Source organism: Paenibacillus sp. FSL P2-0089, from assembly GCF_038595095.1.
In the GTDB taxonomy this organism is placed as follows: Bacteria; Bacillota; Bacilli; order Paenibacillales; family Paenibacillaceae; genus Paenibacillus_AQ; species Paenibacillus_AQ silagei.
In genome coordinates, this window is record NZ_CP152006.1 from 6643822 (window position 1) to 6670648 (window position 26827).

Here is a 26827-nt window from a genome sequence, read left to right on the forward strand (position 1 = left end):
TCGCCGCTGGCGGTAAAGGTGTCTTTAAGATGAGCTTGCCTCTGAGGTTATGTGTGTTTTACTCTAGCTGAACCAGTTCATAATCATTGCATAATCGGATACCACAAACACCAGCAGGCTTACCACTGCAAAACCGATGGCAAATTTGTTCTTCTGCGGAGCTCTAAGCAGCCGGACCACACCGATAAGTATCAGGATCGTGAATACAATCATAAACGCATCGAAGGTATGAAATTTAGACGGTTCTTGCGCGGCAGCTTCTGCAAGCAGCATGGCAATCCCTCCCTGAGAGTGTTGTCAAGCAAGTTTCTCTAATCCATATCACCTTCTATGTTATCGTTACCATTTCCGTCACGCAATAGAAATATTTTAAAAACGGCGTATTTGTCACAAAAAATATTCCTTATGGCTAAATCACGCCTCGGATTGGCGATATTCATCATTGACCGCTGTTATTTTTTTAATTTTCAAGGAGCCAATCCACCTCAATCCAGCCTACAGCTGCTGCTATCATTCAACGTAAAAGCTTCTCATTGAATCTTACGGCGGACATGCTGTAGATATGCCTGTTTGGACTTGGTGGACTGAGTGGACTGGCTGGACCTCAATACTACGATTACAATACTTTATCACCTTTAATTAAATCTTCATTGATGAGCGCTAAATCGCTATCCACCATCATCTTGATCAATTGCTCAAATGTAACCTCCCGTTCCCAGCCTAGCTTTTCTTTAGCCTTGGAGCAATCACCAAGCAGTAGATCCACTTCAGCAGGTCTAACAAACCTCTGATCAACCACAACATAATCTTTCCAATCCAGTCCTACATGCGTAAATGCGATATCTACAAGTTCTTCAATCGTATGCGTCTCCGCAGTCGAGATTACAAAATCATCCGCTTTATCCTGCTGAAGCATCAGCCACATCGCTTTAACATAATCCCCTGCAAAGCCCCAATCTCTTTTTGCATCCAGATTTCCCATCCGGAGTTCCGTTTGCAGACCCAGTTTTATTCTCGCCACAGCATCAGATACTTTGCGGGTTACAAATTCAATGCCACGACGTGGCGATTCATGGTTGAATAAGATCCCAGAGCAAGCAAACATGTTATAGCTTTCTCTATAATTAACAGTAATCCAGTGACCATAAACTTTAGCCACACCATATGGACTTCGTGGATAAAATGGGGTCGTTTCTTTCTGCGGTGTTGCTAATACTTTACCGAACATTTCACTGCTTGAGGCTTGATAAAATCTCGCTGCCGGTTTAGTCAAACGCACCGCCTCGAGCAAATTGGTAACACCCATTCCAGTAGCTTGAGCAGTTGCAACAGGTTGAACCCAGGAGGTTGCTACGAAAGACTGCGCGGCCAGGTTATAGACTTCATCCGGATCTGAGATGCTCACCGCTCTCATCAGTGACCCCTGATCCAGCAAATCTCCTTCAATAAATTCGATTTCATTCTTTAGATGTCCGATGTTATCCATAATTGGTATACTTGTTCTGCGGCGCAAACCAAATACTTTATATCCTTTTGACAACAGAAGCTCTGCCAAATAAGATCCATCTTGTCCTGTAATCCCTGTAATTAATGCACGCTTTGTCATTTAAATCCCCTCATTTTCATAGGTAGTAAGGCTTACTGATACCTATTAACAAAGCCTGCAGAATATGTCTAAGCGCTTTCTTGTCCAGTGTCCTTATAAATACAAACGATAAAGCAGCCCAACTGATACTTAGACCCCCTCCTCGGATTCCATCTTAAGACTCGGTACAAATTATTTAGAAAGAACGGTGCCCCCTTCTTGAAATACATCGAATTTGGAATCGGAAACACGTGGCTGGTGCGAACAGAGATTGAACAGCCGGATGGCACTGAGGTTGAAGTACAGGGAATCGTCCGGCCAGTTATCTTCCGTTCCTTCTACATCCGGGTCTGGATCGGAAAAACCGTCTGGATCGCAGACTCACGGGAAGGGTTCAAACGGAGATCTAAAACTACCCGCCGTTTTAAGATTATCCTGGGCATCCGTAGTGAGTTGTAGCGGGGAGCAGATCATGTAAAATCCTGACCGGATAACATTACTGTTGTGCGTTTTTTTGCTTACTTAAAGAATGCATTCTGTTCGTAGCGAACCCTCAGAGATAAGTGTATACTGTGCAACTAAAAACAATGATACGGAAGGCTTTCCAATTCTAATTGTAGTTTGTACAACTACATTTGCCCGAATGGGCGAAAATCCAAGTATAGAGGCATTTTAATTGCACGAAATACAGCTAAACAGAGATTCGGCGCCACATCCGGCGATTTAGTTGTACAGATTGCAATTAAGCCTCCCCTTGCACCTAATCAGCGCGCGTCCTGGCTCCCATTATGTATGAAACTTGTGAAACCTGCCGCAATATTAAAATACCCCGTGCCCCCTTTGTAAGAAGGGGGCATGGGGTATTCGGGTTAATGAGGTTATTAGGTTTTATACCGCTCTTCCTACAGTTACACCGTCTCCGAAGGCTGCAACTCCATAGCCTGCGTACGTTCCGTATCACGGATCAGGACAGGCTTCAGGTAGCGGCCCGTATAGGATTCCTCCACACTGATCAGCTTCTCGGGCGTCCCGGTCGCAAGGACCGTGCCGCCGCCGCTGCCGCCTTCCGGTCCCATATCAATGATGTAGTCGGCTGTCTTGATGACATCGAGATTATGCTCGATGACCAGAACCGATTCGCCGGAATCGACCAGGCGGTGCAGTACCTCAAGCAAACGCCCGATGTCGTCCACATGCAGACCGGTTGTCGGCTCATCCAGGATATACAGCGTCTTACCGGTGCTGCGGCGGTACAGCTCGGAAGCCAGCTTCACACGCTGGGCCTCACCGCCGGACAGGGTGGTTCCCGGTTGGCCGATGTTGATATAGCCCAGGCCTACATCCAGCAAGGTCTGCATTTTGCGGTGAATTTTCGGAATATTCTTGAAGAACTCCGTTGCATCCTCCACCGTCATCTCCAGCACATCCGAGATATTCTTGCCTTTATATTTCACTTCCAGCGTCTCGCGGTTATACCGTTTGCCTTTGCAGACCTCACAAGGAACGTATACATCCGGCAGGAAGTGCATCTCAATCTTGATAATGCCGTCTCCACGGCACGCCTCACAGCGGCCGCCCTTCACATTGAAGCTGAAGCGCCCCTTCTGGAAGCCGCGCACTTTGGCCTCGTTCGTCTTGGAGAACAGATCACGGATATCATCGAACACACCTGTATACGTAGCCGGATTAGAGCGCGGTGTACGCCCGATCGGGGACTGGTCAATTTCGATGACCTTGTCCAGATTCTCCAGGCCGCGGATTTCTTTGTGCAAGCCGGGACGGACCTTGACCGCCTTGTTCAACTGGCGGGCCAGACTTTTGTAGAGAATCTCATTAATGAGCGAAGACTTGCCGGAGCCGGATACGCCGGTTACCGCTGTGAAGACACCGAGCGGAATTTTTACATTCACATTCTTCAGGTTATTCTCCTTCGCTCCACGGATCTCGATCCAGCGTTCATTATCGGTTGGCCGCCGCTTGGAAGTCACCGGGATGAACTTACGTCCGCTCAAGTATTCACCGGTCAGGGAACCCGGGTCCTTCATAATCTCCTCCGGGGTCCCCTGAGCAATGACCTGTCCGCCGTGTTTCCCGGCACCCGGTCCAATGTCGATAATATAGTCAGCCGCCATCATGGTATCCTCATCATGCTCAACGACGATGAGCGTATTACCGAGGTCGCGCATATGGGCAAGCGTGGCAATCAGCCGGTCATTGTCCCGCTGATGCAGGCCGATACTTGGCTCATCTAGAATATAGAGGACACCCATCAGACTGGAGCCGATCTGGGTAGCCAGCCTGATGCGCTGGGCTTCCCCGCCGGATAATGAGCCTGCTGCCCGGCTAAGGGTCAGATAGTTCAGCCCCACATTCACCAGGAAGCCGAGCCGGCTGCTGATTTCCTTGAGGATCAGATTGGCAATCGCTGTTTCTTTCTCACTAAGCTTGAGATCTGCGAAGAAGTCCAGGCAATCTCCAATCGAAAGATCCGTCACATCCGCAACATTCTGCTCATTGATGGTCACCGCCAGAATCTCTTTCTTGAGCCGTTTGCCCTTGCAGGAATGGCAGGGCTTGGCGCTCATGAAGCCTTCAATGAACTCACGGATTCCTTCGGAGGCTGTATCGCGGTACCGGCGCTCCAGATTCGGAATAATGCCCTCAAAAGCAACCAGGGCGTCTTTGCGCTGGCCGAAGTCGTTCTCATATCGGAAACGGATCTTCTCGCTGCCTGTTCCGTGCAGCAGCTTGTTCATATGCTCCGGCGACAGGCTGCTTACCGGTACATTCTGCGGAATCTTGAAATGCTCGCACACCGATTTCAGGAACTGCGGATAGTAGTTCGAGGTACTGCCTGTCCAGGCCAGGAAAGCTCCTTCTTCAATGGACTTCTCCATATCCGGGATCAGCAGATCGGGATCGACTACCATATTCATCCCCAGCCCGTCACACTCAGGGCAGGCTCCGAATGGGCTGTTGAAGGAGAACATGCGCGGCGCCAGCTCTTCTATGCTGAATCCGCAGACCGGACAAGCAAAGCTTGCACTGAACAGCAGCTCTTCCTGGCCCATCACATCAACGAGAATCTGACCACCGGACAGCTTCAGCGCGGTCTCCAGGGAATCGGTAAGCCGGGTCTCAATATCATCCTTAATTACAATCCGGTCAACGACAACCTCAATCGTATGCTTTTTATTCTTCTCCAGTACAATATCTTCCGTCACTTCGCGCAGTTCACCATCCACACGTACACGGACGAAGCCTTGCTTCGAGATATCTGTGAACAGGCCCTTATGCTCACCCTTCCGGCCGGAAATGACCGGGGCCAGAATCTGCAGACGGGTCTTCTCCGGGTATTGCATGATCCGGTCCACCATCTGTTCAACGGTCTGCGAAGTGATCTCTATGCCATGATCCGGACAATGCGGATGGCCGATCCGGGCAAAGAGCAGCCGCAGATAGTCATAGATCTCGGTAACCGTCCCTACTGTGGAACGCGGGTTACGGCTAGTCGTCTTCTGGTCAATTGATATGGCCGGGGAGAGTCCGTCGATGGAATCTACGTCCGGCTTCTCCATCTGGCCCAGGAACTGGCGCGCATAGGCAGACAACGACTCGACATACCGGCGTTGACCCTCGGCGTAGATGGTATCGAAGGCCAGGGAGGATTTGCCCGAACCACTCAGTCCCGTCAGCACGACAAAGCGGTCACGCGGAATCGTTACGTCGATGTTCTTGAGGTTATGGGCCCTCGCGCCCTTGATTACTATACTTTCATGTGCCAACGGTACCTCTCCTTTAAGAGAAAATTAAAATTCAAAACATTTTGGAAAAATATTTTCGATCCCTCCCAAACCCTCCCTTCCAAGGGAGGGCCCCAAGGGTTGCACCCTCTGGACACCCGCAAACTTGGCGGAAGGAATTAGGCGGGTGGATGGACGACTACTGGGGCATTAGGCCCGCTAACCCCTACGGGGCCGCTATACTTACAGAGCAGGGTACGGCTCGCTTCCGCTTGCCGCAGACGCTGTCCCTTCGGGATTCGCGCTAAGGGCTTAACTGCACACTCTCCCTGCGGGATACGTGCTTAGGGCTTGAGTGCACGCTGTCCCTCGGGGATTCGCGCTAAAGCTTAACGGCACGCTGTCCCTCCGGGATTCGCGCTAAAGCTTAAGTGCGGGAATGTTCCTACGGAATGCGCAAAAGACTTCAACAGCGGGCTGTCCCTTCGGGATACGCAAGGGCGTGACCCCTCTATCTTCAAAAGGAACGGCCTAAATAGCGCCGTTCCCTGGATCGTTAACTTCTCGGCCGGGTTACTCTGCCCGCAGCTCAAGCAAGGCATCGCGCAGCTCGGCGGCGCGCTCGAATTGCAGGTTCTTGGCGGCGTCCTTCATCTCGGCCTCCAGACGCTGCATCAGGCTCTGCTTGTCTTTCTTGTTCAGCTTGCCGCCGACACCAGTGAGGTAATCGGCCTTGGACTCGGCCACCTTGGTCGCCTCGATGATATCGCGCACCTTCTTGTTGATGGTCGTCGGGGTAATCCCGTGCTTCTCATTATGGGCGATCTGAATCTCACGGCGGCGCTGGGTCTCGCTCATGGCCTTCTCCATGGAGTCCGTAATGCGGTCCCCGTACATAATGACCCGGCCCTCCGAGTTACGGGCGGCACGGCCGATCGTCTGGATCAGCGAACGCTCGGAACGGAGGAAGCCTTCCTTGTCAGCATCCAGAATCGCGACTAGCGACACCTCCGGCAGGTCAAGACCCTCTCTGAGCAGGTTAATACCGACCAATACGTGGAAGGTGCCCAGACGGAGATCACGCAGAATCGCCATCCGCTCCAGCGTCTTGATATCGGAGTGCATATAGCGTACCTTGATGCCAATCTCCTTGAAGTAGTCCGTCAGGTCCTCAGACATCTTCTTCGTAAGGGTGGTAACGAGAACACGCTCATCGCGTTCTACCCGGTCACGGATTTCATTGATCAGATCATCGATCTGCCCTTCGGTAGGGCGCACTTCAATGATCGGATCAAGCAGACCGGTAGGACGGATGATCTGCTGGACCATCGTATCGCAATGCTCCATCTCATAAGGTCCAGGTGTTGCGGACACGTATACAATCTGGCTCACCTTGTCTTCGAATTCCTCGAATTGCAGCGGACGGTTATCCAGTGCAGACGGCAGGCGGAACCCGTGTTCTACAAGGACTGTCTTACGCGCACGGTCACCGTTATACATCGCCCGGATCTGCGGCAGCGTCACATGAGACTCGTCAATCACAATCAGCATGTCATCCGGGAAATAGTCCATCAATGTATAAGGAGTCGCTCCCGGCTCCCGGAAGGTAAGCGGACCGGAATAGTTCTCGATCCCTGAACAGAAGCCGACTTCCTTCATCATCTCGATATCATAACGGGTCCGCTGCTCCAGCCGCTGGGCCTCCAGCAGCTTGCCTGCTTCACGGAGCACAGCCAGCCGCTCCTCCAGCTCACGCTCAATATTGACCAGCGCTACACGCATGGTCTCTTCCTGGGTAACGAAGTGAGACGCCGGAAAAATCGCGATATGATCGCGTTCGCCGATCAGCTCGCCTGTCAGAACATCAATCTCCGTAATCCGTTCGATCTCGTCTCCGAATAGCTCCACCCGGATCGCATGCTCGCCCTGGGATGCCGGGAAGATCTCAACGACATCTCCGCGCACACGGAACGTACCGCGCACGAAATTAATATCATTGCGCTGATACTGGATATCTACAAGCCGGCTCAGAATCTGATTGCGCGGCTTCTCCATCCCTACACGCAGCGAGAGCAGCAGGCTTCCGTATTCCTGCGGCGAACCTAGACCATAAATACAGGACACACTCGCCACGATAATGACGTCACGGCGTTCGAACAGCGAGCTTGTTGCCGAGTGGCGGAGCTTGTCGATTTCTTCATTTATGCTGGAGTCTTTCTCAATGTAGGTATCGGAGGAAGGGATGTACGCCTCTGGCTGGTAGTAATCGTAGTAACTGACGAAGTAATCCACGGAATTGCTCGGAAAAAATTCTTTGAACTCACTCGCCAGCTGCGCAGCAAGCGTCTTGTTGTGCGCAATAACCAGCGTGGGGCGGTTCAACTTGGAAATCACTTGTGCGATGGTAAAGGTCTTGCCTGTACCTGTCGCTCCCAGCAGCGTCTGGTGCTTCTTGCCCTGCCGGATGCCGTCCAATAACTCTTCTATGGCATGAGGCTGATCGCCCTGGGGTGTATACTCGGACTCCAGTGCAAAAGTCTTCGTACTGACGACAATATCACTCATTTGCCCGTCTCCCCTCTATCGTCTAGAATATATGAATATATTATAATTTTAACCCTAATCATCCTTCATCCATACCAAGCTGAAAAATATGGAAGATAGGAATGCACGTTCCCGTTTATTATACAGCGTTGCCCAGACTGTTGCAAACCATAATATATAGAAATTTAAGGAGCCTGAATTTATGGATTTCATTACAATACTCGGCCTGCTGGCCGGAATTGCCGCTATGATCGGCGGTTTTCTGTGGGAGGGCGGCAGCCTGTCCGGCCTGCTGCAGCCCAATGCTGCCCTGATCGTATTCGGCGGCACCCTTGCGGCTGTACTCATCAGCTTCCCGGCGTCCAAGCTCCGCAGCATTCCGGCGGCGCTCCGCCTGGCTTTTGGCAGACAACGGGATACCAGCCGGGAACAAGCCGAAGAATTGATTGCTATGGCTGCACTAACGCGGCGCGGCGGTGTTCTCGCCCTGGAGAAACGGGCAGAGGAACATCCCGATCCTTTCACCCGTGAAGGCCTGTTTCTGATTGTCGACGGCAATGACCCGGATCAGGTCCGGCAGATCCTGGAGCTTGGAATGGATGCCAAGGAGCTGAAATATGAAGGCTATGCCAAAATATTCGAAGCCGCCGGCGGCTATGCACCGACCATGGGGATTATCGGTACCGTTATGGGGCTGATACGGGTTCTGAGCAACTTAACGGACCCTTCCAATCTAGGCGCGTCGATTGCCGTAGCTTTTACAGCAACACTCTATGGCGTAGCCAGCGCTAATCTACTCTTTTTACCCATTGCCTCCAAAATTAAATCCCGCAGCCAAAGTGAGCTAGGCACCATGGAGATGCTGCTCGTCGGCATTCTGTCCCTGCAGAACGGGGATCACCCGCATCTGGTCCGTCAAAAGCTGGCCCCCTTCCTGGCAGACGCCCCTAAACGCAGCGCCAGCACCAGCACCAATCCGGGAGACCCGCTATGAGACAAAGAAACCGCCGGCAGCACCGCACCGCCGCAGGGAAAGAGAGCCGGGACCGCTGGATGATTACCTATGCGGATCTGATCACCCTTCTGCTTATTTTCTTCGTGATTCTGTATGCCATGAGCAGCCTCGATTCGCAGAAATATGCCATTGTCAGCGGCTCCTTATCGGATACCTTCAAGAGCGGAAGTACAGTACTGGAAGGCGGAAGCGGCGTTCTGGAGGGCAATCAGGGCATTACAGAGACTGACGTTTCGAAGGGTCATAATGAAGACGGCAGCACCGCTGACACGCCTTCGCCCACAGACTCTGGGGATGCGAACGGACTCAATGGACACAGGGCAGATACACCCGCAGCCGGACAAGAAGGAGATGGGGCTGGACACCAGCCGTCTGCGCGTGAGCTTGCTTTTCGTGAACAGGAGGCGAAGCTGGCTGCGCTTATGGGCGTTATCACCCAATACGTGGAGGAGAATAACCTGGGTGAGCAGATTTTTGTTGCCGATAAGCCGCAGGGCATTGCCATCACGCTCAGTGACCGCTTCCTGTTCGATGCCGGTAAGGCTGAGCTGAAATCACCTGCACTCCCTGCACTGCGCCAGCTCTCCGGCCTGTTCCGCGGCATCGGCGCCACCATCAGCATCGAAGGCCACACCGACAATGTTCTGGTAACCGCCGCTTCAGAATATACGGATAACTGGGAGCTGTCCGGCGCCCGCGCATTATCTGTGCTGCGCTTTTTCCTGGATAACGAGGGCCTTAGCCCTGATACCTTCCAGTACGCCGGTTACGCGGATACCAGACCTGCATATGATAATGCTACCGCCGAAGGCAGACAGAAGAATCGCCGGGTCGAACTCATTGTGCTGCGTCAGCTTCAGGAGACGGAATGATGTACAGACGCAAAAAGACAGACCTCTCACATTAGTAACATCTAATGTAATAAAGAGAAGTCTGCCGTATTCAGCCGCTTTCGCAAATAAGCGAAGCCTTATTCCCCAACCAGTTCCTTGTACGCAACCGCATCCAGCAGGCCGGTTACTGCCTCTGCGAACTCAGCATCAAGCTCCAGCTCAAAAATCCAACCGTCTCCGTAAGGCTGATCGTTGATCAGCTCCGGGCTGGCCTCCAGCGCATCGTTGATCTTGGTCACCTTACCGGATACGGGTGAATATAGCTCCGATACCGTCTTCACGGACTCAATACTGCCCACGCTGTCACCAGCGGAGATTGCCGCGCCGACTTCCGGGAATTCTACAAACACGATATCGCCGAGCAGATGCTGCGCATGATCCGTAATCCCTACACGTACTACGCGTCCCTCGCCCTGCTGCGCCCACTCATGCTCTTCGCTGTATAGCAGGTTGTCAAGCACTTCACTCATGTCCAAGCCGCCTCTTTTCCGTAATTGGAGTTCTAAATTTAGTTATAGCCTAAGTTATCGGCTTGCCTAATGTCAATATAACTGACAGTAAAATTAAATTTGTCAACTTTTTGACGTTTTTTGATTGACAGGGCGGAGGGTTACCCGGTTTAATGGAGTCAGTAGAAAAACATATGGTTTGCGAATGATGGCATAGGGAGAGACTGTCTCACAGGAAGACAGCGCCGAAGGAGTAAGCCCGGGATGGGTGAATCTCTCAGGCAAAAGGACCTTTGCCGGACGCATCTCTGGAGAGCATCCGGATGCCTGCGCCGCAGGCTTCACGGATCACCAACGGGGAAACCTGCGCTGCAATGCAGGGTAACTCTCAGGTACCAAGGACAGAGCGAAAGTCCATTTATGCATACGTGCATAATGGCTTTCGCCTGTCCTTTTTCGTATGTAATCAAAGCCAAGGGAGTGACGAGATGGAGTCTTTGAGAAGAACGCCTTTTTATGATCTCTATGCCGCGTATGCGGAGTCCAGATGTATTGATTTTGGCGGCTGGGAGCTGCCGGTTCAGTTCACAGGGATCGTGAAGGAGCATGAAGCCGTCCGCAATCAGGCCGGACTGTTCGATGTCTCCCACATGGGAGAATTCATGGTTACCGGAGAGGGCGCAGAAGCCTTCCTCCAGAGAATGACCACGAATGATGTCAGCCGCTTGGAAGACGGCGCGGCGCAGTATACGCTGATGCTCTATCCAAGCGGCGGAGTGGTGGACGATCTGCTCGTATACCGTCTGGGCGAGGAGCGTTACATGCTTGTCGTCAATGCGTCGAATATCGACAAGGACTTCCAGTGGCTGCAGGAGCATCTCACCGCTGAGTTCAGCGGGGTCACTCTGAACAATGTCTCGGATGAGACCCTGCTGCTTGCCTTGCAGGGACCGCTGGCTGAGACCATCCTTGCCAAAGTGACGGACGCTCCTCTAACGGAACTCAAGCCTTTTCACTTCATCGAACACGCCGAGGTCTGCGGCGTCAGCGTCCTGCTCTCCCGCTCCGGATATACCGGTGAGGATGGCTTCGAGCTGTACGCTCCTGCTGATACGGCGGCTACCCTCTGGAAGGGCCTGCTGGAAGCAGGCGCTCCGCATGGCCTGACTCCTGCCGGACTCGGCGCACGCGACACGCTGCGCTTCGAGGCCAAACTGCCGCTGTACGGCCAGGAGCTGTCGGCGGATATCACTCCACTCGAAGCCGGTGTCCAGTTCTTCGTGAAGTTGGATGCAGGCGACTTCATCGGCCGTGACGCCCTGCTGAAGCAGAAGGAAGCCGGTCTGCCCCGTCGTCTTGTGGGCCTGGAGATGATCGACCGTGGCATTCCCCGCTCCCACTATCCCGTATACGCGGATGGAGTGAAGATCGGTGAAGTAACGACAGGCACCCAGTCCCCGACCCTGAAGCGGAATCTCGGACTCGCCCTGCTGGATACTGCCTATACGGAGATCGGTACAGAGGTGTACGTAGAGATCCGCGGCAAGCAGCTCAAGGCTGCCGTCATCAAAGCCCCATTCTACAAAAGAAGCCAAGGAGTGAAGCCGCAATGAAGCACCGCTATCTGCCTATGACCGGGCAAGACCGCGCAGAAATGATGGAGACCGTAGGCATACAGTCCATCGATGAGCTGTTCGCCGATATTCCGCAGTCTGTCCGTTACCAGGGAACCCTGCCGATGTCCGGCGCCCTGGATGAGTACGCACTGCTTCGCCATATGAAGGGGCTCGCCGACAAGAATGCCGATTTCGACACCCACGCCAGCTTCCTCGGTGCCGGATTATACGATCACCACGTTCCGGTCGTCATCAACCATGTGATTTCCCGTTCGGAATTCTATACCGCCTATACCCCTTATCAGCCGGAGATCAGTCAGGGTGAGCTACAGGCGATCTTCGAATTCCAGTCCTATATCTGTGAACTGACCGGGATGAAGGTCGCCAATGCCAGTATGTATGACGGTGCAACGGCCCTGTCCGAAGCGGCTGTGCTGGCCGCAGGTGCCACCAAACGCAAGAAGCTGATTGTCTCCCGTACGGTTCACCCGGAAGCGCGTCAGGTGCTGCGTACCTCCGCCAACGCCTGGGGCCTGCAAATTGTAGAGATTGATTATGCTGACGGGGTAACTGATCTCGCCAAGCTGGCTGAAGCCATCGACAGCGATACGGCTGCCGTTCTGGTTCAGTCGCCCAACTTCTTCGGCGGTATTGAAGATCTGCGCCAGATCGAGCCGCTGATCCATGCGGTCAAGGGACTGCTCGTGGTCAGCGCGAACCCCATTGCACTTGGCGTATTGGAGTCCCCCGGACGGCTTGGCGCAGACATCGTAGTCGGCGACGCGCAGCCGCTGGGTATCGCCGCATCACTGGGTGGACCCACCTGCGGATTCTTCGCAGTGGCCGAACCGCTCATGCGCCGGATGCCGGGCCGGATCGTCGGCCAGACCGTTGACCGGAATGGCAAGCGCGGCTTCGTGCTGACGCTCCAAGCCCGCGAACAGCATATCCGCCGGGAGAAGGCGACCTCAAATATCTGCTCCAACCAGGCGCTCTTGGCGCTGTGCGCTTCCGTCTACCTGTCCGTGATGGGCAAGGAGGGCATGCGCGAGGTGGGTGAGCTGAACATCCGCAAGAGTCACTATGCCGCTGGGCGGCTGGCTGAAATCACCGGCGCTGAGCGCGTCTTCACGGCCCCGTTCTTCAATGAATTTGTCTTGAAGCTCCCGGAGGGCAGCAGTGTGAGTGCAGTGAACTCCAAGCTGCTGAAGGAAGGCTATCTGGGCGGTTATGACTTAGGCCGGGATTATCCCGAGCTGTCCGGACATATGCTGGTTGCCGTAACGGAGAAACGAAGCAAGACCGAAATTGACGAATTCGCAAGCGCACTGGAGGGCTGTGTATGAAACCGGAACAAAGTCTGATTTTTGAATTAAGCCGTCCCGGCCGCTCGGCCTACTCCCTGCCTCAATGTGATGTGCCGCAGGACGAAGGCATTGACTCCCTCCTTCCCGAAGGGCTGCTGCGCAGTGAGCCGGTCGTACTGCCGGAGGTATCCGAGGTGGATGTCATCCGCCACTATACCGCCCTGTCCCGCCGCAACTTCGGAGTCGATAACGGCTTCTATCCGCTCGGCTCCTGCACTATGAAATACAACCCGAAGATCAACGAGGATGTCGCCCGCTTCCCGGGACTCTCCAGGATCCATCCGTACCAGCCGGAGGAGAGCATCCAGGGTGCGCTTGAACTGATGTACACGCTGCAAAAGGATCTCGCCGCCCTGACCGGCATGGATGCCGTATCCCTGCAGCCTGCTGCCGGAGCCCATGGCGAGTGGACCGGCCTGATGATGATCCGCGCCTACCATGAGAGCCGCGGAGAGGTCCGCTCCAAGGTCATCGTGCCCGATTCCTCGCACGGCACCAATCCGGCAAGTGCCGCCGCAGCGGGACTCGACACCGTGACCATCCCCTCCAACGACAAGGGAATGGTCGATCTCGAAGCGCTGAAGGCAGCTGTCGGCAGCGACACCGCCGCGCTGATGCTCACGAACCCGAGTACTCTTGGACTCTTCGAGACGCAGATCGTCGAGATCGCCGCAATTGTCCATGAAGCGGGCGGCCTGCTCTATTATGATGGAGCGAACTCCAACGCGATTATGGGCATTACCCGCCCGGGCGATATGGGCTTCGATGTCGTGCATCTCAACCTGCACAAAACGATGAGCACACCGCATGGCGGCGGCGGACCGGGAGCCGGACCGGTCGGCGTGAAGGCGAAGCTGATCCCGTTCCTGCCGCAGCCTACTGTGGTCCGCAGCGAAGACGGCAGCTTCTCGCTGGACTGTGGCGGGCCGGAATCGATCGGCCGCGTCAAAGCCTTTTACGGAAACTTCGGGATTCTCGTCCGTGCTTATGCGTATATCCGTACCTACGGTCCCGACGGCCTCCGCGAGGTGTCCGAGAACGCCGTGCTGAACGCCAACTATATGATGCACCGGCTGGCTCCTTACTTCGAGATTCCCTTCCCGGGCGTCTGCAAGCATGAATTCGTCATGTCCGGTAAGAACCTTAAGCAATACGGTGTACGTACCCTCGATGTAGCCAAACGGCTGCTCGACTTCGGCTATCATCCGCCAACCGTCTACTTCCCGCTGACGGTAGAGGAATGTATGATGATTGAGCCGACCGAGACCGAGAGCAAGGAGACGCTCGACGGTTTCATTGAGACGATGATCCGAATCGTTAAGGAAGCGGAGGAAACCCCGGAGATTGTCATTAACGCACCGCATACGACTGAAATCAGCCGCCTGGATGAGACGCAGGCCGCGCGTAAGCCGGTACTGAATTGCTCCTGCGGTTAACCTTCTGCCTTTCAGTAAGAAATAGAAGGATAATGGATAGCGTAAAACATATAAATTCTATATTTTCAAATAGCCGGGTCAGGGATACATTAGTATCGCTGACCGGCTATTTGATGTATGTATCTGATGCAGATTCCTCCGGCTACGGCGTAAGGCGCTTCACGAACTGGAAGCGGTCATTCACCCGCATTTTACTATAGATACTCTTCAGCATATTGCGCACGGTGCCTTCACTGATCCCCAGGTCGCTTCCGATATGCAGCGCACTCTTCTCCATCAGCCATAGCCTTGCTACCTCCTGCTCCCGCGCGGTCAGCTTATACTCCAGTAATGTGGATTCAAGCCGGTACTGCTGCATCTCCGGGTTCTTTTCCATCCACTTCTCCATAATATTCTCAGCAATCTGCTGCACGAATGGAATGGCGAATTCAATCGGCTCTCCTCTATTAAAAGAAATATCAACATACCCGTAAACGCTATCATGATCCTGCAAGGGAGCGCATACACAGTTCCAGTCGCGGAAGGTCTGATCCGTATGCTCCGTTCCCCGCACCACCCCGATGCAGTTCATCTCCATCGCCAGCGATACGGCATTCATCCCCGCCTGCTGCCTGCTTAAGCTGACCCCCGGACGCAGCTCCGCCTGCTCCATCTCGGCCTGCGTCTCCGAAGAAGAATAGACCAGCTCCAGAATAGTCCCCGCCTTGTCCGTCAGGAACACCACATAAGGAATGGAGAGCAACTGGCTTAATTTATTCATTTCACTGCGGATCGAAGAAATCATAGCTCTATGGTAGATATGCTCCCTGGATTCTTCGGAAGTACCCGCTACGGACATTCCGCTCTGGACATCAACTTGGGGTGCATCCAGCGGCCGGAAGGCTTCAAGTTCGCTTGCTTCTAAATCCCCAGGCATACTCCATGCTCTTGATTGATTAAAGACTCTCACAAACGATCCCTCCATTTTTACCAATTACTATATAATCAATTTTAAAAGAAAGCATTATAACATACAATTACGGATTAATGAACATTCAGTATTGGATCTGTAAATCCCCGCGTTAGCGCTGTAAAATGTAGAAATCTGTTCACTCTTATTTTTCTACATCATTCCAGGAGGTTCGACATGCTTCGCATCGGCTATCTATCGGCTGCCCTTAATCTGGCTACCGCCATGGTGTCATTCCTGCGCTTCGGAAGTAATTATGCCCTGCTCATCATGGCCAGCTATTCACTCTTAACCCTTGCGGGATATCGGCTGCTGCAGAACAAAAGAACATTATATCTGATCCCTCTGCTTACCTTCAGCTGTTCATTCCTCTTATACAACGTGACCTATGTATTGTTGAAGCAGATTAACCTCGTAGACCTGTATGCTGTAGACTGGAGACTTGAAGTTCAGCTGGCGCTTCCCCTGCTGGTAGGGTTCGCCGTCCAGACTCTCCTTAAGCGTAGCGGCAAATCCCGGCTGGTGTAGGCTATACGGGGCTGCCGCTTTTTTTTGCAAAATCGACCTAATCTGATAGTTTTCGACATCGGCTCAGTGATATATTTACTCTTACGTCATTCAGAGCGCTGAGGATTCAGTATTTTTCTCGCAGCCATCTGCGGTAACGCTTTCAAAGCAATGAACAGGAGGGTTAAGCTTGAGTATGATTGAAGCCAAAGGGCTGAGTAAGTCCTTTATGCAGGCGGTGAAGGAGCCGGGCCTTAAGGGAGCGGTGAAGCATCTGTTCCTGCCCAGGCATATTGAGAAGGTGGCGGTCAAGCCGCTGGATCTGAGGATTGAAGCCGGGGAGACGGTGGCCTACGTGGGGCCGAACGGCGCCGGTAAATCGACCACCATCAAGATGCTGACCGGCATTCTGATGCCTTCCTCCGGGAGTATCTCCGTGAACGGGATCAATCCGTACCGCAAAAGAATGGAAAACGCCGCCCAGATCGGCGCAGTCTTCGGGCAGCGCACCCAGCTGTGGTGGGATATTCCGATTGCCGAGTCCTTTTCGCTGCTGAAGGATATCTATCAGATTCCGGATGTCCTCTACAGGAAGAACATGGACTTGTTCACCGAAATGCTCGGGATGAGCGAATTCATCCACCTGTCTGCGCGGAAGCTCTCGCTGGGTCAGCGTATGCGTGCCGATCTGGCCGCAGCCCTGCTGCATAATCCGCCGATTCTGTATCTCGATGAGCCGACGATTGGCCTTGACGTATCCGTGAAGGAGAAGATCCGCGGGTTCATTAAGCAGATCAACCAGGAGCACCAGACTACTGTGATGCTGACGACCCATGATTTGGGCGACATCGAGGACCTGTGCAAGCGGCTGGTCATCATCGATCATGGCGCGATTATTTATGACGGTACGCTGAGCGAGGTCAAGGCCCGTTTTGCCAAAAACCGCGCCATCTTCTTCCAGGTACGCTCCCCCATGCCGGAATTGTACGCGCTGCTGGAGCATAGCCCCGGGCTGAAGCTGGAACAACAGAGCAGCCAGGAGTTCTCGGTCACTTTTGACCGGTATGAATATACCGCCAGTGAAGTGGTTAGCCGGGTGATGAAGCATGGGGAGGTACTCGATTTCCGCATGGAGGACACCCATATTGAGCAGGTCATTAAGGCTGTCTATGACGGCCATCTGGACCTGAACGAGTACCGGGGAGCAAGGGGGCAGACGCACCATGATGACATCAGCCCGGCTTAACAAATACAGAAGCATTGCCAATCGCTCTCTGCAAAATGTGATGGCCTACCGGAACTCCTACATCATTAATTTACTCGCAAACTCAATTAATCTGGTCGCGATCTTCTTCCTCTGGCAGGGAATCTATGGCGGGCGCGAGGCGGTGGGCGGCTACTCCTGGGATCAGATGAAGACCTATCTGCTGGTGACCTTCCTGGCCAATTCCGTCTTATCCTGGTATTCCGAGACCGCTATCTCCGGCAAAATCCTGGACGGCAGCGTCGCCATGGACCTGCTGAAGCCGATTGATTTTCAGACGGCCCGATTCGCTGAGACTTTGGGTGCGAGTCTGCTGGAGGGGGCGATGAGTACGGTTCTGCTGATCGTGTTCGCCACCTTCCTTACCGGAGTGACCTTCCCCCACTCGCCGATCGTCTATCTGCTGTTTGCGGTCAGTCTGCTCTGCGCGGTTGTGGTCAAATTCGGCGTGGTCTATCTGGCGGCTCTGTTATGCTTCTGGTCGACGGGTTCACTGGGGATTGTCTGGACGCGGATTGCGCTCACTAACCTGCTGTCGGGCGCGCTGGTGCCATTGGCCTTCTTCCCGGACTGGCTGGAAAAGCTGGCGTTACTGCTGCCCTTCCAGGCCATCATTCATACGCCGACGATGATCTTCCTGCAACAGGCAGATACGTGGGAAAGCCTGCGGCTGATCGGGATTCAGCTCTTTTGGGGAGCAGGGCTCTGGATGGCGGGCAAAGCCATGTGGAACTGGGCGGTCCGCCAGGTGACCATTCATGGGGGCTAAGGCGGAAGGAGGACGCAGAATGAAAATATCGAAAATGCTCTATCTCTATAGAAGGCTGTATGTGCAGCAGCTTAAGGCGATTCTGGAGTATAACAAAGACTTTTATATCCTGATGTGTTCGGCAGCCTTGACGCAGGTACTCGGGTTCGTCTTCCTGTGGGTGATCTATGACCGGATTCCGGATATTCAGGGCTGGCAGTTCTGGGAGGTTACCTTCATGTACGCTATGATCTTTCTGACGGAGGGGGCGGGTTCGCTGTTCTTCGAGGGCAGCTGGCGGCTGGGCAGGCTGGTCAACACAGGGGAGCTGGACCGTTATCTGCTGCGGCCGGTGCCGGTGGTTCTTCAGGTGTTCTGCACGGGGATTGGGATTAACGGACTCGGCAATCTGCTCATCGGCGGGGTGATCATCTGGCAGTCGCTTGTGCACAGCCCTATCCATTGGACAGCGGGCAAGGCCGCTATTCTTATCCTGTTATTCGTCACAGCGGTCATTATCCGGGTATCCATTAACCTCATGGGTAACTCGGCGGCCTTCTGGATTCGCAATGCCGGGAATGCGTTCCCGCTGATGGTACATAATCTGTCTGATCTGGCCAAATATCCGATTACCCTGTTTCCGCAGGCGATCCGCATCTTCATTTCTACGGTGCTGCCCTATGCGTTCATCAGCTTCTACCCGGCAACCTATATTTTCGGCAAAAGCGGCTGGTCCGGCTGGTGGCTCCTCGCCCCTGTCGCGGCTATCGGAAGCGCGGCAGCGGCTTACGGAGTCTTCCGGTACGGCCTGTCCCGGTATGAGAGTACGGGGAACTGAGGGATGTGGCGAGTGTGGCAATGTGGCGGTATGGCAGTCCGCCGCTCACTTGCGGCGGGAGTGGGGGAGCTGATGGTTGGCGGGGATAGGGTGAATGAGGTGCAGAAGTGCACCTTATTTGCTGGATTGGCACGCATTTGGGGATTTAAGGGGCACTAGTGCACCACATTTACTCAATTGGCCGGTATCCCGTGAATTCGGGGGCACTAATGCACTTCACTTGCCTGTTTTGGCGTATGTTCGCTGAAATCAGGTGTACTAGTGCACTTCAATACTCTTCTTCAACTAAACTTGGCAACATTCCACTCATCCGCCCACTTCTGCCGCATCTGAGGGATTTATCCCTCTCATCCGTCCCATCCAACGTACTTCCGTCAGCCGCCCTAATCACTCCCCTTTGATTTTCAGTATCTTACTATATTAAAAAACCTCCCTTCTACCCGGAAGCAAAATTCCAGATAGAAGGGAGGTTTTACTCTAACGTGCGATAAACTGCCGCTTCTCCAGATCCAAGTCGTACACCTGCGGCTTCAGCTCCGGGTCACCGCCAGCACCCTCAGGCGAGTGCACCACTAGCTGTTCGTTCTGGTTGGCCGGGAACGGCGGCAGCTCTGAGTAGACCAGTGTATCGTGTACGATCTCCCCCTGCTTGAAGGATAAGGGAAATACTTCTCCGCTTATCTTATTGACCGCAAAGGCGTAAGCAACCAGTCCATGCCCGGACTTGTATTGGGGAGCAAGCAGATACACTTCTGCATTCTTGAAGCTGACTTTATCGAACTCCAGGACCTGGTCTGATGGGCGTATGAACAAAAAAGCAGGCAGCTTAAGCAATATCTGATCCTGATCCCCTGCCCGATACACGATGGAGTAATCGGCCTGATACGTCTGCTCCCCTTCAAGACCGTCATTGCTGGAGACATTGAGATGCCCCCGCTCCTCCGGGCTGCTTGAGATCATCAGTAGCTCGCCTTGTCCCGCTGAGGTTCTTGCCCGAACTGTCCCTTCGGCATTCACAGAATCGATAATGACCGATCCGGCCAGACCATCCGGCGGGAACTGGCTGGTGAGGCCAGCTGTAGTTATCGGAGTCGCTGAGGATGCAGTTTCTGCGTCTGCTGGTGAAGCACTTGGTGCAGATGAAACAGTCTGTGCAGGGGCAGTAGGAGTTGCCGATGGCGACGCAGAAGCAGATGCTAAGGCAGACGGAGCCGATTCTGCCCCCGGCGTACCGGTGACGGATGTATTTTGGCTGCTGCACCCCAGCAGCAGGCTAAGCGACAGGACTGCGCCCGCTGCCAATGTTGTAGCTGTAGACCGGATAGGACTCATTCCCCTCTAATCGTTTTTTTTGAGTACAACCCATTATATAAGATTATCACGGTCCACAAATTTAGAGATTGTCTTATTTTCTTTAAAAAATAGTCATCGGAACATGCCCTTGAGCAGCGGCGGCGTGACAAGTGTGGTTACAATTACAGCAATAATCACTCCAGTGAAATACTCCGGCTGCAGCAGCCCGCTCGACAGGCCCGTGGCGGCTATAATCAGGGCGACTTCGCCTCTAGAGATCATGCCTGCCCCAATCACCAGCGAGGAACGTAGGCTGAACCCGGTCAGCCGTGCGCCGATTCCGCCGCCCAGCCATTTCGCCAATATTGCGAACAAGGATAACACCACCACAAATAGAATGTGGCTGCCCAGCCCCTCGAAGCTGACACTAAGCCCGATGCTGACAAAAAAGACCGGCACGAACAGCGAATACGCAATCGGCTCCACCTTGGACGTCACCACATGCTTGAACGAGGTCTGCGCGATAGCAATTCCGGCGGCAAAAGCGCCGATAATCCCGGCCATCCCCATCATCTCGGCGAAATACGCGTACCCGAAGAGAATCACCAGCGCAGCCGTGATGACAGGCTCCGTCACCCGCAGCGGGGCAAGCCAGCGCATCACCCGGGGGACGGCCAGCCAGCCTGCGAGAATGGCGACGGCAAAGAACAGCAGTTTTTTGCCGATCAAGAGGGGAATGGAGATGTCACTGCCTGTGCCGAAAAAGCTCATCAGCACCGCCAGCAGAATCACAACAAGAATGTCATCGATCACCGCCGCCCCTAGAATGGTCGAGCCCTCCGGCGAATTCAACCGGTCCATCTCCTTCAGTACCTGAACGGAAATACTGACTGAGGTCGCACTTAGAATCACCCCTAGAAACAGCGCATTGTGGTCCGCAAAGCCGAACCATGCCCCGATGCCATATCCGCCGATAAAAGGCAGCAGAATTCCGCCCACCGCGACTGCCAGAGCCGCCTTCCAGTTCTCACGCAGTTGCTTCAGGTCTGTCTCCAGTCCCGCGATGAACATCAGCAGCAGCACGCCAATCTCGGACATGTAATGAATGAATCCGCCCGGCTGCACCCAGCCGAGCACGGCTGGTCCGAGAAGGATGCCGACCAGCAGCTTTCCCAGCACCGCAGGCTGCCCGAGCCGCACAGACAAGTCCCCGGCCAGCTTGGTGAATAATAAAATCAGCAGTAAGTACAATATGAATTCCACTTGCTATTCCCACTCCTTTTCTCCTAAAAAAAATCCATAAAACGACAAAGAGAAGCCTTGGTGACAGGCTCCTCCTAATTACACTGACCTATTCAGTTAGCTTCAAACGATTCTCTCCAGTATAGCTCCAATGAACATTGCTGTAAACCGGACTACTTCAGATAAAAGACCTCACGCAGTGGCACCATCGGAACCGCATCGTTGAAATCAAAGGAACCTTCGACCATCTTCGAGGTGATCGCATTCCAGCGGTTGCAGGCCTCACTCCCGGCGATGTAGGCGAATGCGGCTTCTGTATTATCACATTCAAAGCAATAGAAGAACTGGTTGCCGTTCTGAAAAATAGAGTAGTTGCGGATGCCCGCCTTGCTGTGCTCCTCCAGAATCTCCGGCCACGGCTCCAGATGCATCTGTACGTATTTCTCTAAGTATTCCTCTTTCACCTTCCAGGTCCAAGCCAGCTTATTGCTGCCCATCCTCGTATCCCCCTGTCATATCTTCCTTTGATTCGATCATATCACATAATTATATAATTTGAATATGTCCGATTTAGACATGGAGGGCAGCATAGATACGCTTCGACCTCAGGTACTGATTCCTGCTTCATTCGGGCGAAGAATGGCAGAGCCAATCGCCAGCAGAACGGCAGCCATCAGGCCCAGGATCGCAAACGGCATCCACAGCTCGTTCCAGCCGCCACCGGTCGCGGCAATGTCTACCGCTTGTATCGCCCATTTCTGCGGTGTAAAGTTGGCCAGCTTCTGCATATATTCCGGCATGATGGAGACGGGCCAGAAGCAGCCGCCCAGCATGCAGGTCGGGGTAAGAATCAGCGAATTCAACATCCCGGCATTGCGCGGATTGCGGATCAGTCCAGCAACGGTGCTGGCAATCCCCATGGAGACCAGCATGAAGGCCGCCAGAACCAGGAAGTAGAGAAAGAGCGGCATCTCGTAATCGTAGCGGAGCACCCATTTGCCCAGCACCAGCACGACAAGGATCTGAATCATTCCTACAAGAAAGCTGCCCAGGAAGTTGCCAAGCGCAATTTCATAGGAACGGACTGGAGCGCTGAACATGCGCATCATGGTACGGCCTCTGCGGTCATCCGTGATCTGGGAGACGGAGCTGGTCACCAGTGCCATCAGGAACATAAGTGTCATCCCTGTAACCACGCCCAGCGTCTGCCGCGGATAGAGATCATAATCGGTACGGGTGCTGCCCACGTTGTGCTGCTCCGACTGCTTCAGTACAGCAGCGAGCTGCGCCTGCATACCGCCTGTTCCTCCGCTGGCGGCAGCAACGGTATGTGCTGCTTCGGCAATTTGAGCGGCAGTGGCGGTGATCTTCATCTTCATCATGATTGAGCTTTCACTTGCCCGAAGCTCATAGATGCTGATCTGCGGCGGCTCCCCCGCCAGCAAGGCGGCAGTGTACCCGGCAGGAATGAACACCCCCACCGTTCCCTCCTGCTTAATTGTCGCTTCCTTCAAGGCAGCCTCGTCGCTGCGCGGCTCGAACTTATATTCTCCGGCCTGCTCCAGCTCCGCAATCAAATGACTGCCGGCTGCCCCCGTATCCGAGTTGGCATATAGAACGGTTGCCGGTCCCTCCGCCATCCCTCCGGTAAGGGAGATAATCGCTGCCACCACTATGCCGGGAAGCAGAATGAATACCATAAGTCCCCTGAAGGTGCCAATGCTTCGTCTGATCATATTCCAGGCAATGATTAATATTTTATCCACGGTAACCCACCTTCCGGTATGAGACAATCACTGCCGCGAACAAGGCCGCGCTGATGAAGCACATCACCCACAGATTCGGCAAAAGCTGCTCCAGACCGGAATGCAGCATCATCCGGATGACTGCCTGCTGCACCCAATGGTTAAGCGTGAATGCACCTGCACTGTTCACCCATGAATCGGGAAGCGGCGCCATTCCGCCGCTGACGAAGGTCATCACTACAGTCAGGACACTAATGATGTTCGTAGCCGTCGCCGAGGTCCGGCTGAAGAGGCAGATCAGTACGCCCAGCGTCATCGAGGCGGCAATCATCAGCAGACAGAACAGCAGCAGCAGTCCCGGGCGGTTCCCCCAGTAGACGCCGAACAGCCAGTCAGACAGCAGAATAATCGTAAGGCACTGTAGGATGCTGACCAGGCCTACGCCGAGCATTTTGCCGATGAACAGATGACTGTCTTTTACCGGCATGGAATGGATTCTGAACAGCGTATGGTTCTCTTTATCGTTAAAAAGTGAGGCTGTCACAGTAAGTCCGCTATACATCAGGAACATCAGCAGCATGGACGCTGCATAGAACTGGGCCGCCGAATAGGTCTTCCCGCCATTGTTCAGATCCCCCAGCACCACCCCCGGCTTCCCGGCAGGTGCCGTAGTCGCTGTAAGAGCCTGTGGTCCAAGGGTTACGGCTGCCGCCTGCTTATAATTCAGCTCCATCAGCAGATTGTCGAAGGCTGTTCCGGCGACCCGGTTATCGTCATGGCTCCTGCCCAGAATGAACTCCAGGCTGGCCTTCTTACCGCTCTGCACCTCCTGGTCGAAGCCCGGGGGAACAATAACCCCATAGGCATATTTACTTGTACGCAGCCCGCTCTCCGCGGCTTCACGGCTCTCTGTCTTAACAGGAATAATGAGCCCCTTCACCTCAGGCGTCTCCAGAAAAGCTGTAAGGATCGCAGATGCCTCTGCCCCTCCGCCTCCGTTATTCACATTAGCTACACGTACAGGCTTGATCTCATCTGCCCCCTGTACCCCGACCACCCCGGAGAGCGAAGCGCCCAAGAGGAAGATCAGCACCAGCGGCAGCAGGAACATATTAAGCAGCAACGTGCGTGAACGGAGCTGTCTGCGCAGCTCAAATTTCATAATAATCCAGGTATTCACGTTTCTCCCCCTCTCTAATCCCGCAAGGTGCGGCCGGTCAGACTAAGGAACAAGGTCTCCAGATCCGGCTCTTCAATATTCAGGGAGGCAATGACCCCTTCGTGCTTGGAGAAAATAAACAGAATATCCTGGAGCGCACTTTGCGAGGAGGGAAGATACAGCTCTATCGCATCCTGCACCGCTTCTACCCGGTTGATCCGGGGATGCTGCCCCAGCTCGTTCACTAAGGCAGGGGTGATGCCCGCTGCCTTCACAACGATTTTCTCCTCGTGGGCCACCCGTTCGCGCAGCTCGTTCTCCGTACCGCAGGCAATAATATGCCCCTGGTCCATAATGGCCACCCGGTCACAGATCGCAGCGACCTCCTCCATATAATGGCTGGTGTAGATCACCGAGGACCCCATCTTATTCAAAGCCTTCACGGATTCCAGAATATGATTGCGTGACTGCGGATCAATGCCGACCGTGGGTTCATCCATAATAATCAGCCGCGGCCGGTGCATGATCGCACAGGCGATATTCAGCCGTCTTTTCATCCCTCCCGAGAAGGTTGACGGTTTATCCCTCGCCCGGTCGCTTAGGCCGGTGAACTCCAGCGCTTCTTGGGTCCGCTCCTTCAGCAGTTGTCCGCGCAGCCCATAGAGTCTGCCGAAAAAGCTTACATTATCGCTTGCCGTCATATTCTCGTATAACGCCAGCTCCTGGGGCACAAGCCCGATGCGCTTCTTTACCTCAAGCGGCCGCTCCCGTACGGACAGCCCGTCGATAATAATATCGCCGCTGTCGGCTTGAAGCAGCCCGCAGATCATGCTGATGGTCGTGCTTTTCCCGGCACCGTTCGGGCCCAGCAGGCCGAAGATTTCACCCTCCTGTATATTGAAATTCACGTGATCCACAATCAGCTTACCGTCATATCTCTTCACAACATCGCTCAGTACTGCTAGTGCCATTGCGGATGCCCCCTGTTCCTTCATTCTCGTATTCTTATTGTACAGTAGGGCGGACACAGCCGAAGGTACTAAAGGTCATGATCCAGAGGTGACGAAAGTCATCTCCTGAAGGGCAGCACTCTTATGCTAAGATGGTTATACCTGAGAAGAATGTTGACCGATTAGGGATATTTTATCTAAAAGGATGAGCTTACTTGACCAGAGAACTGATTCTGCTGCGCTACAGCCTGCTTATAATCCCGGCGATCCTCTCAATTCAAGTCTATGAATTCGCCGACTATGACTGGTTCACTCTGCATTTCATGCTGCTGATGCTGCTGGTCACACTGGGTGCAAGGCAATCCGGGCCTCTCTCCACACTGACCGGAGGCATGGAGCTGATCCTCACCGCCTGGCTTTGTTACGAATACGGGCCTCTGATGGTTTTTCCGGCCTTGTCTGCGGTGATCTCCTATACCCGGCGGCAGCCCAAGAATACGGCCCTCACCTTCTTCTGTATTCATCTGACCCTGCTGAATGCCGCCCTGCTTCATGGTGCTCCGGCAGTGCTTGTGTTCACGAACCTTACCTTCCTGCTCTGTGCCGGCTTGAATCTGCTGCTGCTCCGCACAGGACGCGGGCGTGCCGATACCTTATTCCTCTATGATGAGCTGCGCAAAAAGCATTTCGAGCTGGAAGAGGCCCGCGCAAGGCTCCTCCAGTTCACCTCGCAAATAGAGGTGGCTGCGCAGGCAGAAGAACGTGTGCGAATTGCCCGTCAGCTGCATGATGACATCGGGCACCGGCTGATCCGGGTCAAGATGATGACCGAAGCGGCCATCCACACCCTCCCTGCCGCACCGGAAACGGGACTCCAGATGATGATCCAGATCCGGGATCAGCTCTCGGGCAGTATGGACGATATGCGTGCGGCGCTGAAGCGGATTAACCCTGCTCCGCAGCTTGAAGGAGCCTATGCGCTGGACCGGCTGCTGGAAGAAGTGGGCCGCGATACAGGTATTGCCACCTCCTATACGGTGCAAGGGATTCCTTATCCGCTCTATCCGAGCCTTCAGATTGTGCTGTACACCAATGCCCGGGAGGCCATCACCAATGCGCTGCGGCACGGGCAGGCCAGCTCCGTATGGGTGGAGGTCACCTATACGGAGCAAGAGGTGCGGATGGAGACCGGCAATAACGGGAAGCTGCCCGAGGAGGAGGCTCTGCACAGGCTGCACTATACTGGCGGAATGGGCCTGAAGGGCATGCACGAACGCAGCGCCCTGATTGGCGGAACGCTGGAGCTGCGGCTGCAGCCGCAGTTCACGGTCATCACCCGGCTGCCCGTGTATCGGCAGCCGGAGGGATTGCTGCGCTGAATAGGTGCGGCAGGGGTGAGTGGGGGCAGGAGTGAGAGTGTGGGGCAAGGGTGAGAGTGAGGCTGTGGGAAGCTGGCTATAGCCATAGCGTACATATAACTGACG

Annotated in this window: 23 protein-coding genes and 1 riboswitch; of the genes, 11 read left to right on the forward strand and 12 right to left on the reverse strand. The window is 54.1% G+C overall.

Going from position 1 to position 26827, the window contains the following annotated elements; all coding sequences use genetic code 11:
- Positions 1-63 precede the first annotated feature (63 nt).
- Complete coding sequence (locus tag NST69_RS28305) at positions 64-273, reverse strand: hypothetical protein (RefSeq protein WP_036721132.1); 210 nt, start codon at positions 271-273, stop codon at positions 64-66.
- A gap of 343 nt (positions 274-616) precedes the next feature.
- The gene (gmd, locus tag NST69_RS28310) at positions 617-1606 is read right to left on the reverse strand and encodes a GDP-mannose 4,6-dehydratase (RefSeq protein ID WP_340957784.1); all 990 of its coding nucleotides are present in this window, start codon (positions 1604-1606) and stop codon (positions 617-619) included.
- A 198-nt stretch (positions 1607-1804) separates the two neighbouring features.
- Here gmd and NST69_RS28315 point away from each other — a divergent pair, with 198 nt between their 5' ends.
- Complete coding sequence (locus tag NST69_RS28315) at positions 1805-2044, forward strand: DUF3977 family protein (RefSeq protein ID WP_342547710.1); 240 nt, start codon at positions 1805-1807, stop codon at positions 2042-2044.
- A 449-nt stretch (positions 2045-2493) separates the two neighbouring features.
- On the opposite strand, the gene uvrA is transcribed toward NST69_RS28315, so the two are convergent.
- Both uvrA and uvrB read right to left on the reverse strand, forming a co-directional pair.
- Positions 2494-5370: an excinuclease ABC subunit UvrA gene (gene uvrA / locus NST69_RS28320; RefSeq protein WP_342547711.1), complete on the reverse strand. Its 2877-nt coding sequence runs from the start codon at positions 5368-5370 to the stop codon at positions 2494-2496.
- Positions 5371-5901: 531 nt separating this feature from the next.
- Positions 5902-7893: an excinuclease ABC subunit UvrB gene (uvrB, locus tag NST69_RS28325; RefSeq protein ID WP_036721141.1), complete on the reverse strand. Its 1992-nt coding sequence runs from the start codon at positions 7891-7893 to the stop codon at positions 5902-5904.
- A 181-nt stretch (positions 7894-8074) separates the two neighbouring features.
- Here uvrB and NST69_RS28330 point away from each other — a divergent pair, with 181 nt between their 5' ends.
- Together NST69_RS28330 and NST69_RS28335 are read left to right on the forward strand one after the other, a co-directional pair.
- Positions 8075-8866, forward strand: a complete 792-nt coding sequence (locus NST69_RS28330) for a flagellar motor protein (RefSeq protein WP_342547712.1) — start codon at positions 8075-8077, stop codon at positions 8864-8866.
- Complete coding sequence (locus tag NST69_RS28335; RefSeq protein ID WP_342547713.1) at positions 8863-9759, forward strand: flagellar motor protein MotB; 897 nt, start codon at positions 8863-8865, stop codon at positions 9757-9759. The genes NST69_RS28330 and NST69_RS28335 overlap by 4 nt, the downstream gene beginning before the upstream one ends.
- A gap of 98 nt (positions 9760-9857) precedes the next feature.
- Here the strand turns inward: NST69_RS28335 and gcvH are convergent, their stop codons facing one another.
- On the reverse strand, positions 9858-10250 hold the full coding sequence (gene gcvH, locus NST69_RS28340) for a glycine cleavage system protein GcvH (RefSeq protein ID WP_342547714.1): 393 nt from the start codon (positions 10248-10250) through the stop codon (positions 9858-9860).
- Between the two features lie 184 nt (positions 10251-10434).
- Positions 10435-10532: riboswitch (glycine riboswitch) on the forward strand.
- A 185-nt stretch (positions 10533-10717) separates the two neighbouring features.
- Between gcvH and gcvT the strand changes: the two genes are divergently transcribed.
- Genes gcvT through gcvPB form a run of 3 tightly spaced genes read left to right on the forward strand, consistent with a single transcriptional unit; the run spans position 10718 to position 14648 of the window.
- On the forward strand, positions 10718-11842 hold the full coding sequence (gene gcvT, locus NST69_RS28345; RefSeq protein WP_036721150.1) for a glycine cleavage system aminomethyltransferase GcvT: 1125 nt from the start codon (positions 10718-10720) through the stop codon (positions 11840-11842).
- Positions 11839-13191: an aminomethyl-transferring glycine dehydrogenase subunit GcvPA gene (gene gcvPA / locus NST69_RS28350; protein WP_036721151.1), complete on the forward strand. Its 1353-nt coding sequence runs from the start codon at positions 11839-11841 to the stop codon at positions 13189-13191. The genes gcvT and gcvPA overlap by 4 nt, the downstream gene beginning before the upstream one ends.
- Positions 13188-14648, forward strand: a complete 1461-nt coding sequence (gene gcvPB / locus NST69_RS28355; protein ID WP_036721152.1) for an aminomethyl-transferring glycine dehydrogenase subunit GcvPB — start codon at positions 13188-13190, stop codon at positions 14646-14648. Before gcvPA ends, gcvPB begins: the two co-directional genes overlap by 4 nt.
- Positions 14649-14790: 142 nt before the next feature.
- Here the strand turns inward: gcvPB and NST69_RS28360 are convergent, their stop codons facing one another.
- Positions 14791-15564, reverse strand: coding sequence for a LuxR C-terminal-related transcriptional regulator (locus NST69_RS28360; protein ID WP_342547715.1), 774 nt, complete (start codon positions 15562-15564; stop codon positions 14791-14793).
- A 210-nt stretch (positions 15565-15774) separates the two neighbouring features.
- On the opposite strand from NST69_RS28360, the gene NST69_RS28365 reads away from it, so the two are divergent.
- From NST69_RS28365 to NST69_RS28380, 4 genes are all read left to right on the forward strand, one after another.
- Positions 15775-16125: a hypothetical protein gene (locus NST69_RS28365; RefSeq protein ID WP_342547716.1), complete on the forward strand. Its 351-nt coding sequence runs from the start codon at positions 15775-15777 to the stop codon at positions 16123-16125.
- A gap of 175 nt (positions 16126-16300) precedes the next feature.
- Entirely contained in the window at positions 16301-17350 is a 1050-nt protein-coding gene (locus tag NST69_RS28370) for an ATP-binding cassette domain-containing protein (protein ID WP_342550230.1), read from the forward strand.
- The gene (locus tag NST69_RS28375) at positions 17328-18137 is read left to right on the forward strand and encodes an ABC-2 family transporter protein (RefSeq protein WP_342547717.1); all 810 of its coding nucleotides are present in this window, start codon (positions 17328-17330) and stop codon (positions 18135-18137) included. The genes NST69_RS28370 and NST69_RS28375 overlap by 23 nt, the downstream gene beginning before the upstream one ends.
- A gap of 19 nt (positions 18138-18156) precedes the next feature.
- Complete coding sequence (locus NST69_RS28380; protein ID WP_342547718.1) at positions 18157-18954, forward strand: ABC-2 family transporter protein; 798 nt, start codon at positions 18157-18159, stop codon at positions 18952-18954.
- Between the two features lie 477 nt (positions 18955-19431).
- Here NST69_RS28380 and NST69_RS28385 read toward each other — a convergent pair whose 3' ends face one another.
- From NST69_RS28385 to NST69_RS28410, 6 genes are all read right to left on the reverse strand, one after another.
- Positions 19432-20286, reverse strand: coding sequence for a hypothetical protein (locus tag NST69_RS28385; RefSeq protein ID WP_342547719.1), 855 nt, complete (start codon positions 20284-20286; stop codon positions 19432-19434).
- A gap of 93 nt (positions 20287-20379) precedes the next feature.
- The gene (locus NST69_RS28390) at positions 20380-21510 is read right to left on the reverse strand and encodes a cation:proton antiporter (RefSeq protein WP_339251732.1); all 1131 of its coding nucleotides are present in this window, start codon (positions 21508-21510) and stop codon (positions 20380-20382) included.
- 152 nt (positions 21511-21662) lie between these two features.
- Positions 21663-21986 (reverse strand): L-rhamnose mutarotase, encoded by a 324-nt coding sequence (locus NST69_RS28395; protein ID WP_209868349.1) that lies wholly within the window; start codon positions 21984-21986, stop codon positions 21663-21665.
- 108 nt (positions 21987-22094) lie between these two features.
- Positions 22095-23255 carry an ABC transporter permease gene (locus NST69_RS28400; protein ID WP_342547720.1) on the reverse strand — a complete coding sequence of 387 codons (1161 nt, stop codon included), beginning with the start codon at positions 23253-23255 and terminating at the stop codon, positions 22095-22097.
- Positions 23248-24414: an ABC transporter permease gene (locus NST69_RS28405; RefSeq protein ID WP_342547721.1), complete on the reverse strand. Its 1167-nt coding sequence runs from the start codon at positions 24412-24414 to the stop codon at positions 23248-23250. Before NST69_RS28405 ends, NST69_RS28400 begins: the two co-directional genes overlap by 8 nt.
- Positions 24415-24428: 14 nt before the next feature.
- On the reverse strand, positions 24429-25364 hold the full coding sequence (locus NST69_RS28410; protein ID WP_076080085.1) for an ABC transporter ATP-binding protein: 936 nt from the start codon (positions 25362-25364) through the stop codon (positions 24429-24431).
- Positions 25365-25558: 194 nt separating this feature from the next.
- Here NST69_RS28410 and NST69_RS28415 point away from each other — a divergent pair, with 194 nt between their 5' ends.
- Positions 25559-26722, forward strand: a complete 1164-nt coding sequence (locus NST69_RS28415; RefSeq protein WP_342547722.1) for a histidine kinase — start codon at positions 25559-25561, stop codon at positions 26720-26722.
- Positions 26723-26827: the final 105 nt, after the last annotated feature.

What these genes read in the sequence shown, in the direction of transcription:
- NST69_RS28305 (WP_036721132.1), bottom strand. Translation starts at nt 273, where the DNA reads ATGCTGCTTGCAGAAGCTGCCGCGCAAGAACCGTCTAAATTTCATACC.
- gmd (WP_340957784.1), bottom strand. Translation starts at nt 1,606, where the DNA reads ATGACAAAGCGTGCATTAATTACAGGGATTACAGGACAAGATGGATCT.
- uvrB (WP_036721141.1), bottom strand. Translation starts at nt 7,893, where the DNA reads ATGAGTGATATTGTCGTCAGTACGAAGACTTTTGCACTGGAGTCCGAG.
- NST69_RS28330 (WP_342547712.1), top strand. Translation starts at nt 8,075, where the DNA reads ATGGATTTCATTACAATACTCGGCCTGCTGGCCGGAATTGCCGCTATG.
- NST69_RS28335 (WP_342547713.1), top strand. Translation starts at nt 8,863, where the DNA reads ATGAGACAAAGAAACCGCCGGCAGCACCGCACCGCCGCAGGGAAAGAG.
- gcvH (WP_342547714.1), bottom strand. Translation starts at nt 10,250, where the DNA reads ATGAGTGAAGTGCTTGACAACCTGCTATACAGCGAAGAGCATGAGTGG.
- gcvT (WP_036721150.1), top strand. Translation starts at nt 10,718, where the DNA reads ATGGAGTCTTTGAGAAGAACGCCTTTTTATGATCTCTATGCCGCGTAT.
- gcvPA (WP_036721151.1), top strand. Translation starts at nt 11,839, where the DNA reads ATGAAGCACCGCTATCTGCCTATGACCGGGCAAGACCGCGCAGAAATG.
- gcvPB (WP_036721152.1), top strand. Translation starts at nt 13,188, where the DNA reads ATGAAACCGGAACAAAGTCTGATTTTTGAATTAAGCCGTCCCGGCCGC.
- NST69_RS28360 (WP_342547715.1), bottom strand. Translation starts at nt 15,564, where the DNA reads ATGCCTGGGGATTTAGAAGCAAGCGAACTTGAAGCCTTCCGGCCGCTG.
- NST69_RS28365 (WP_342547716.1), top strand. Translation starts at nt 15,775, where the DNA reads ATGCTTCGCATCGGCTATCTATCGGCTGCCCTTAATCTGGCTACCGCC.
- NST69_RS28370 (WP_342550230.1), top strand. Translation starts at nt 16,301, where the DNA reads ATGATTGAAGCCAAAGGGCTGAGTAAGTCCTTTATGCAGGCGGTGAAG.
- NST69_RS28375 (WP_342547717.1), top strand. Translation starts at nt 17,328, where the DNA reads ATGATGACATCAGCCCGGCTTAACAAATACAGAAGCATTGCCAATCGC.
- NST69_RS28380 (WP_342547718.1), top strand. Translation starts at nt 18,157, where the DNA reads ATGAAAATATCGAAAATGCTCTATCTCTATAGAAGGCTGTATGTGCAG.
- NST69_RS28385 (WP_342547719.1), bottom strand. Translation starts at nt 20,286, where the DNA reads ATGAGTCCTATCCGGTCTACAGCTACAACATTGGCAGCGGGCGCAGTC.
- NST69_RS28395 (WP_209868349.1), bottom strand. Translation starts at nt 21,986, where the DNA reads ATGGGCAGCAATAAGCTGGCTTGGACCTGGAAGGTGAAAGAGGAATAC.
- NST69_RS28410 (WP_076080085.1), bottom strand. Translation starts at nt 25,364, where the DNA reads ATGGCACTAGCAGTACTGAGCGATGTTGTGAAGAGATATGACGGTAAG.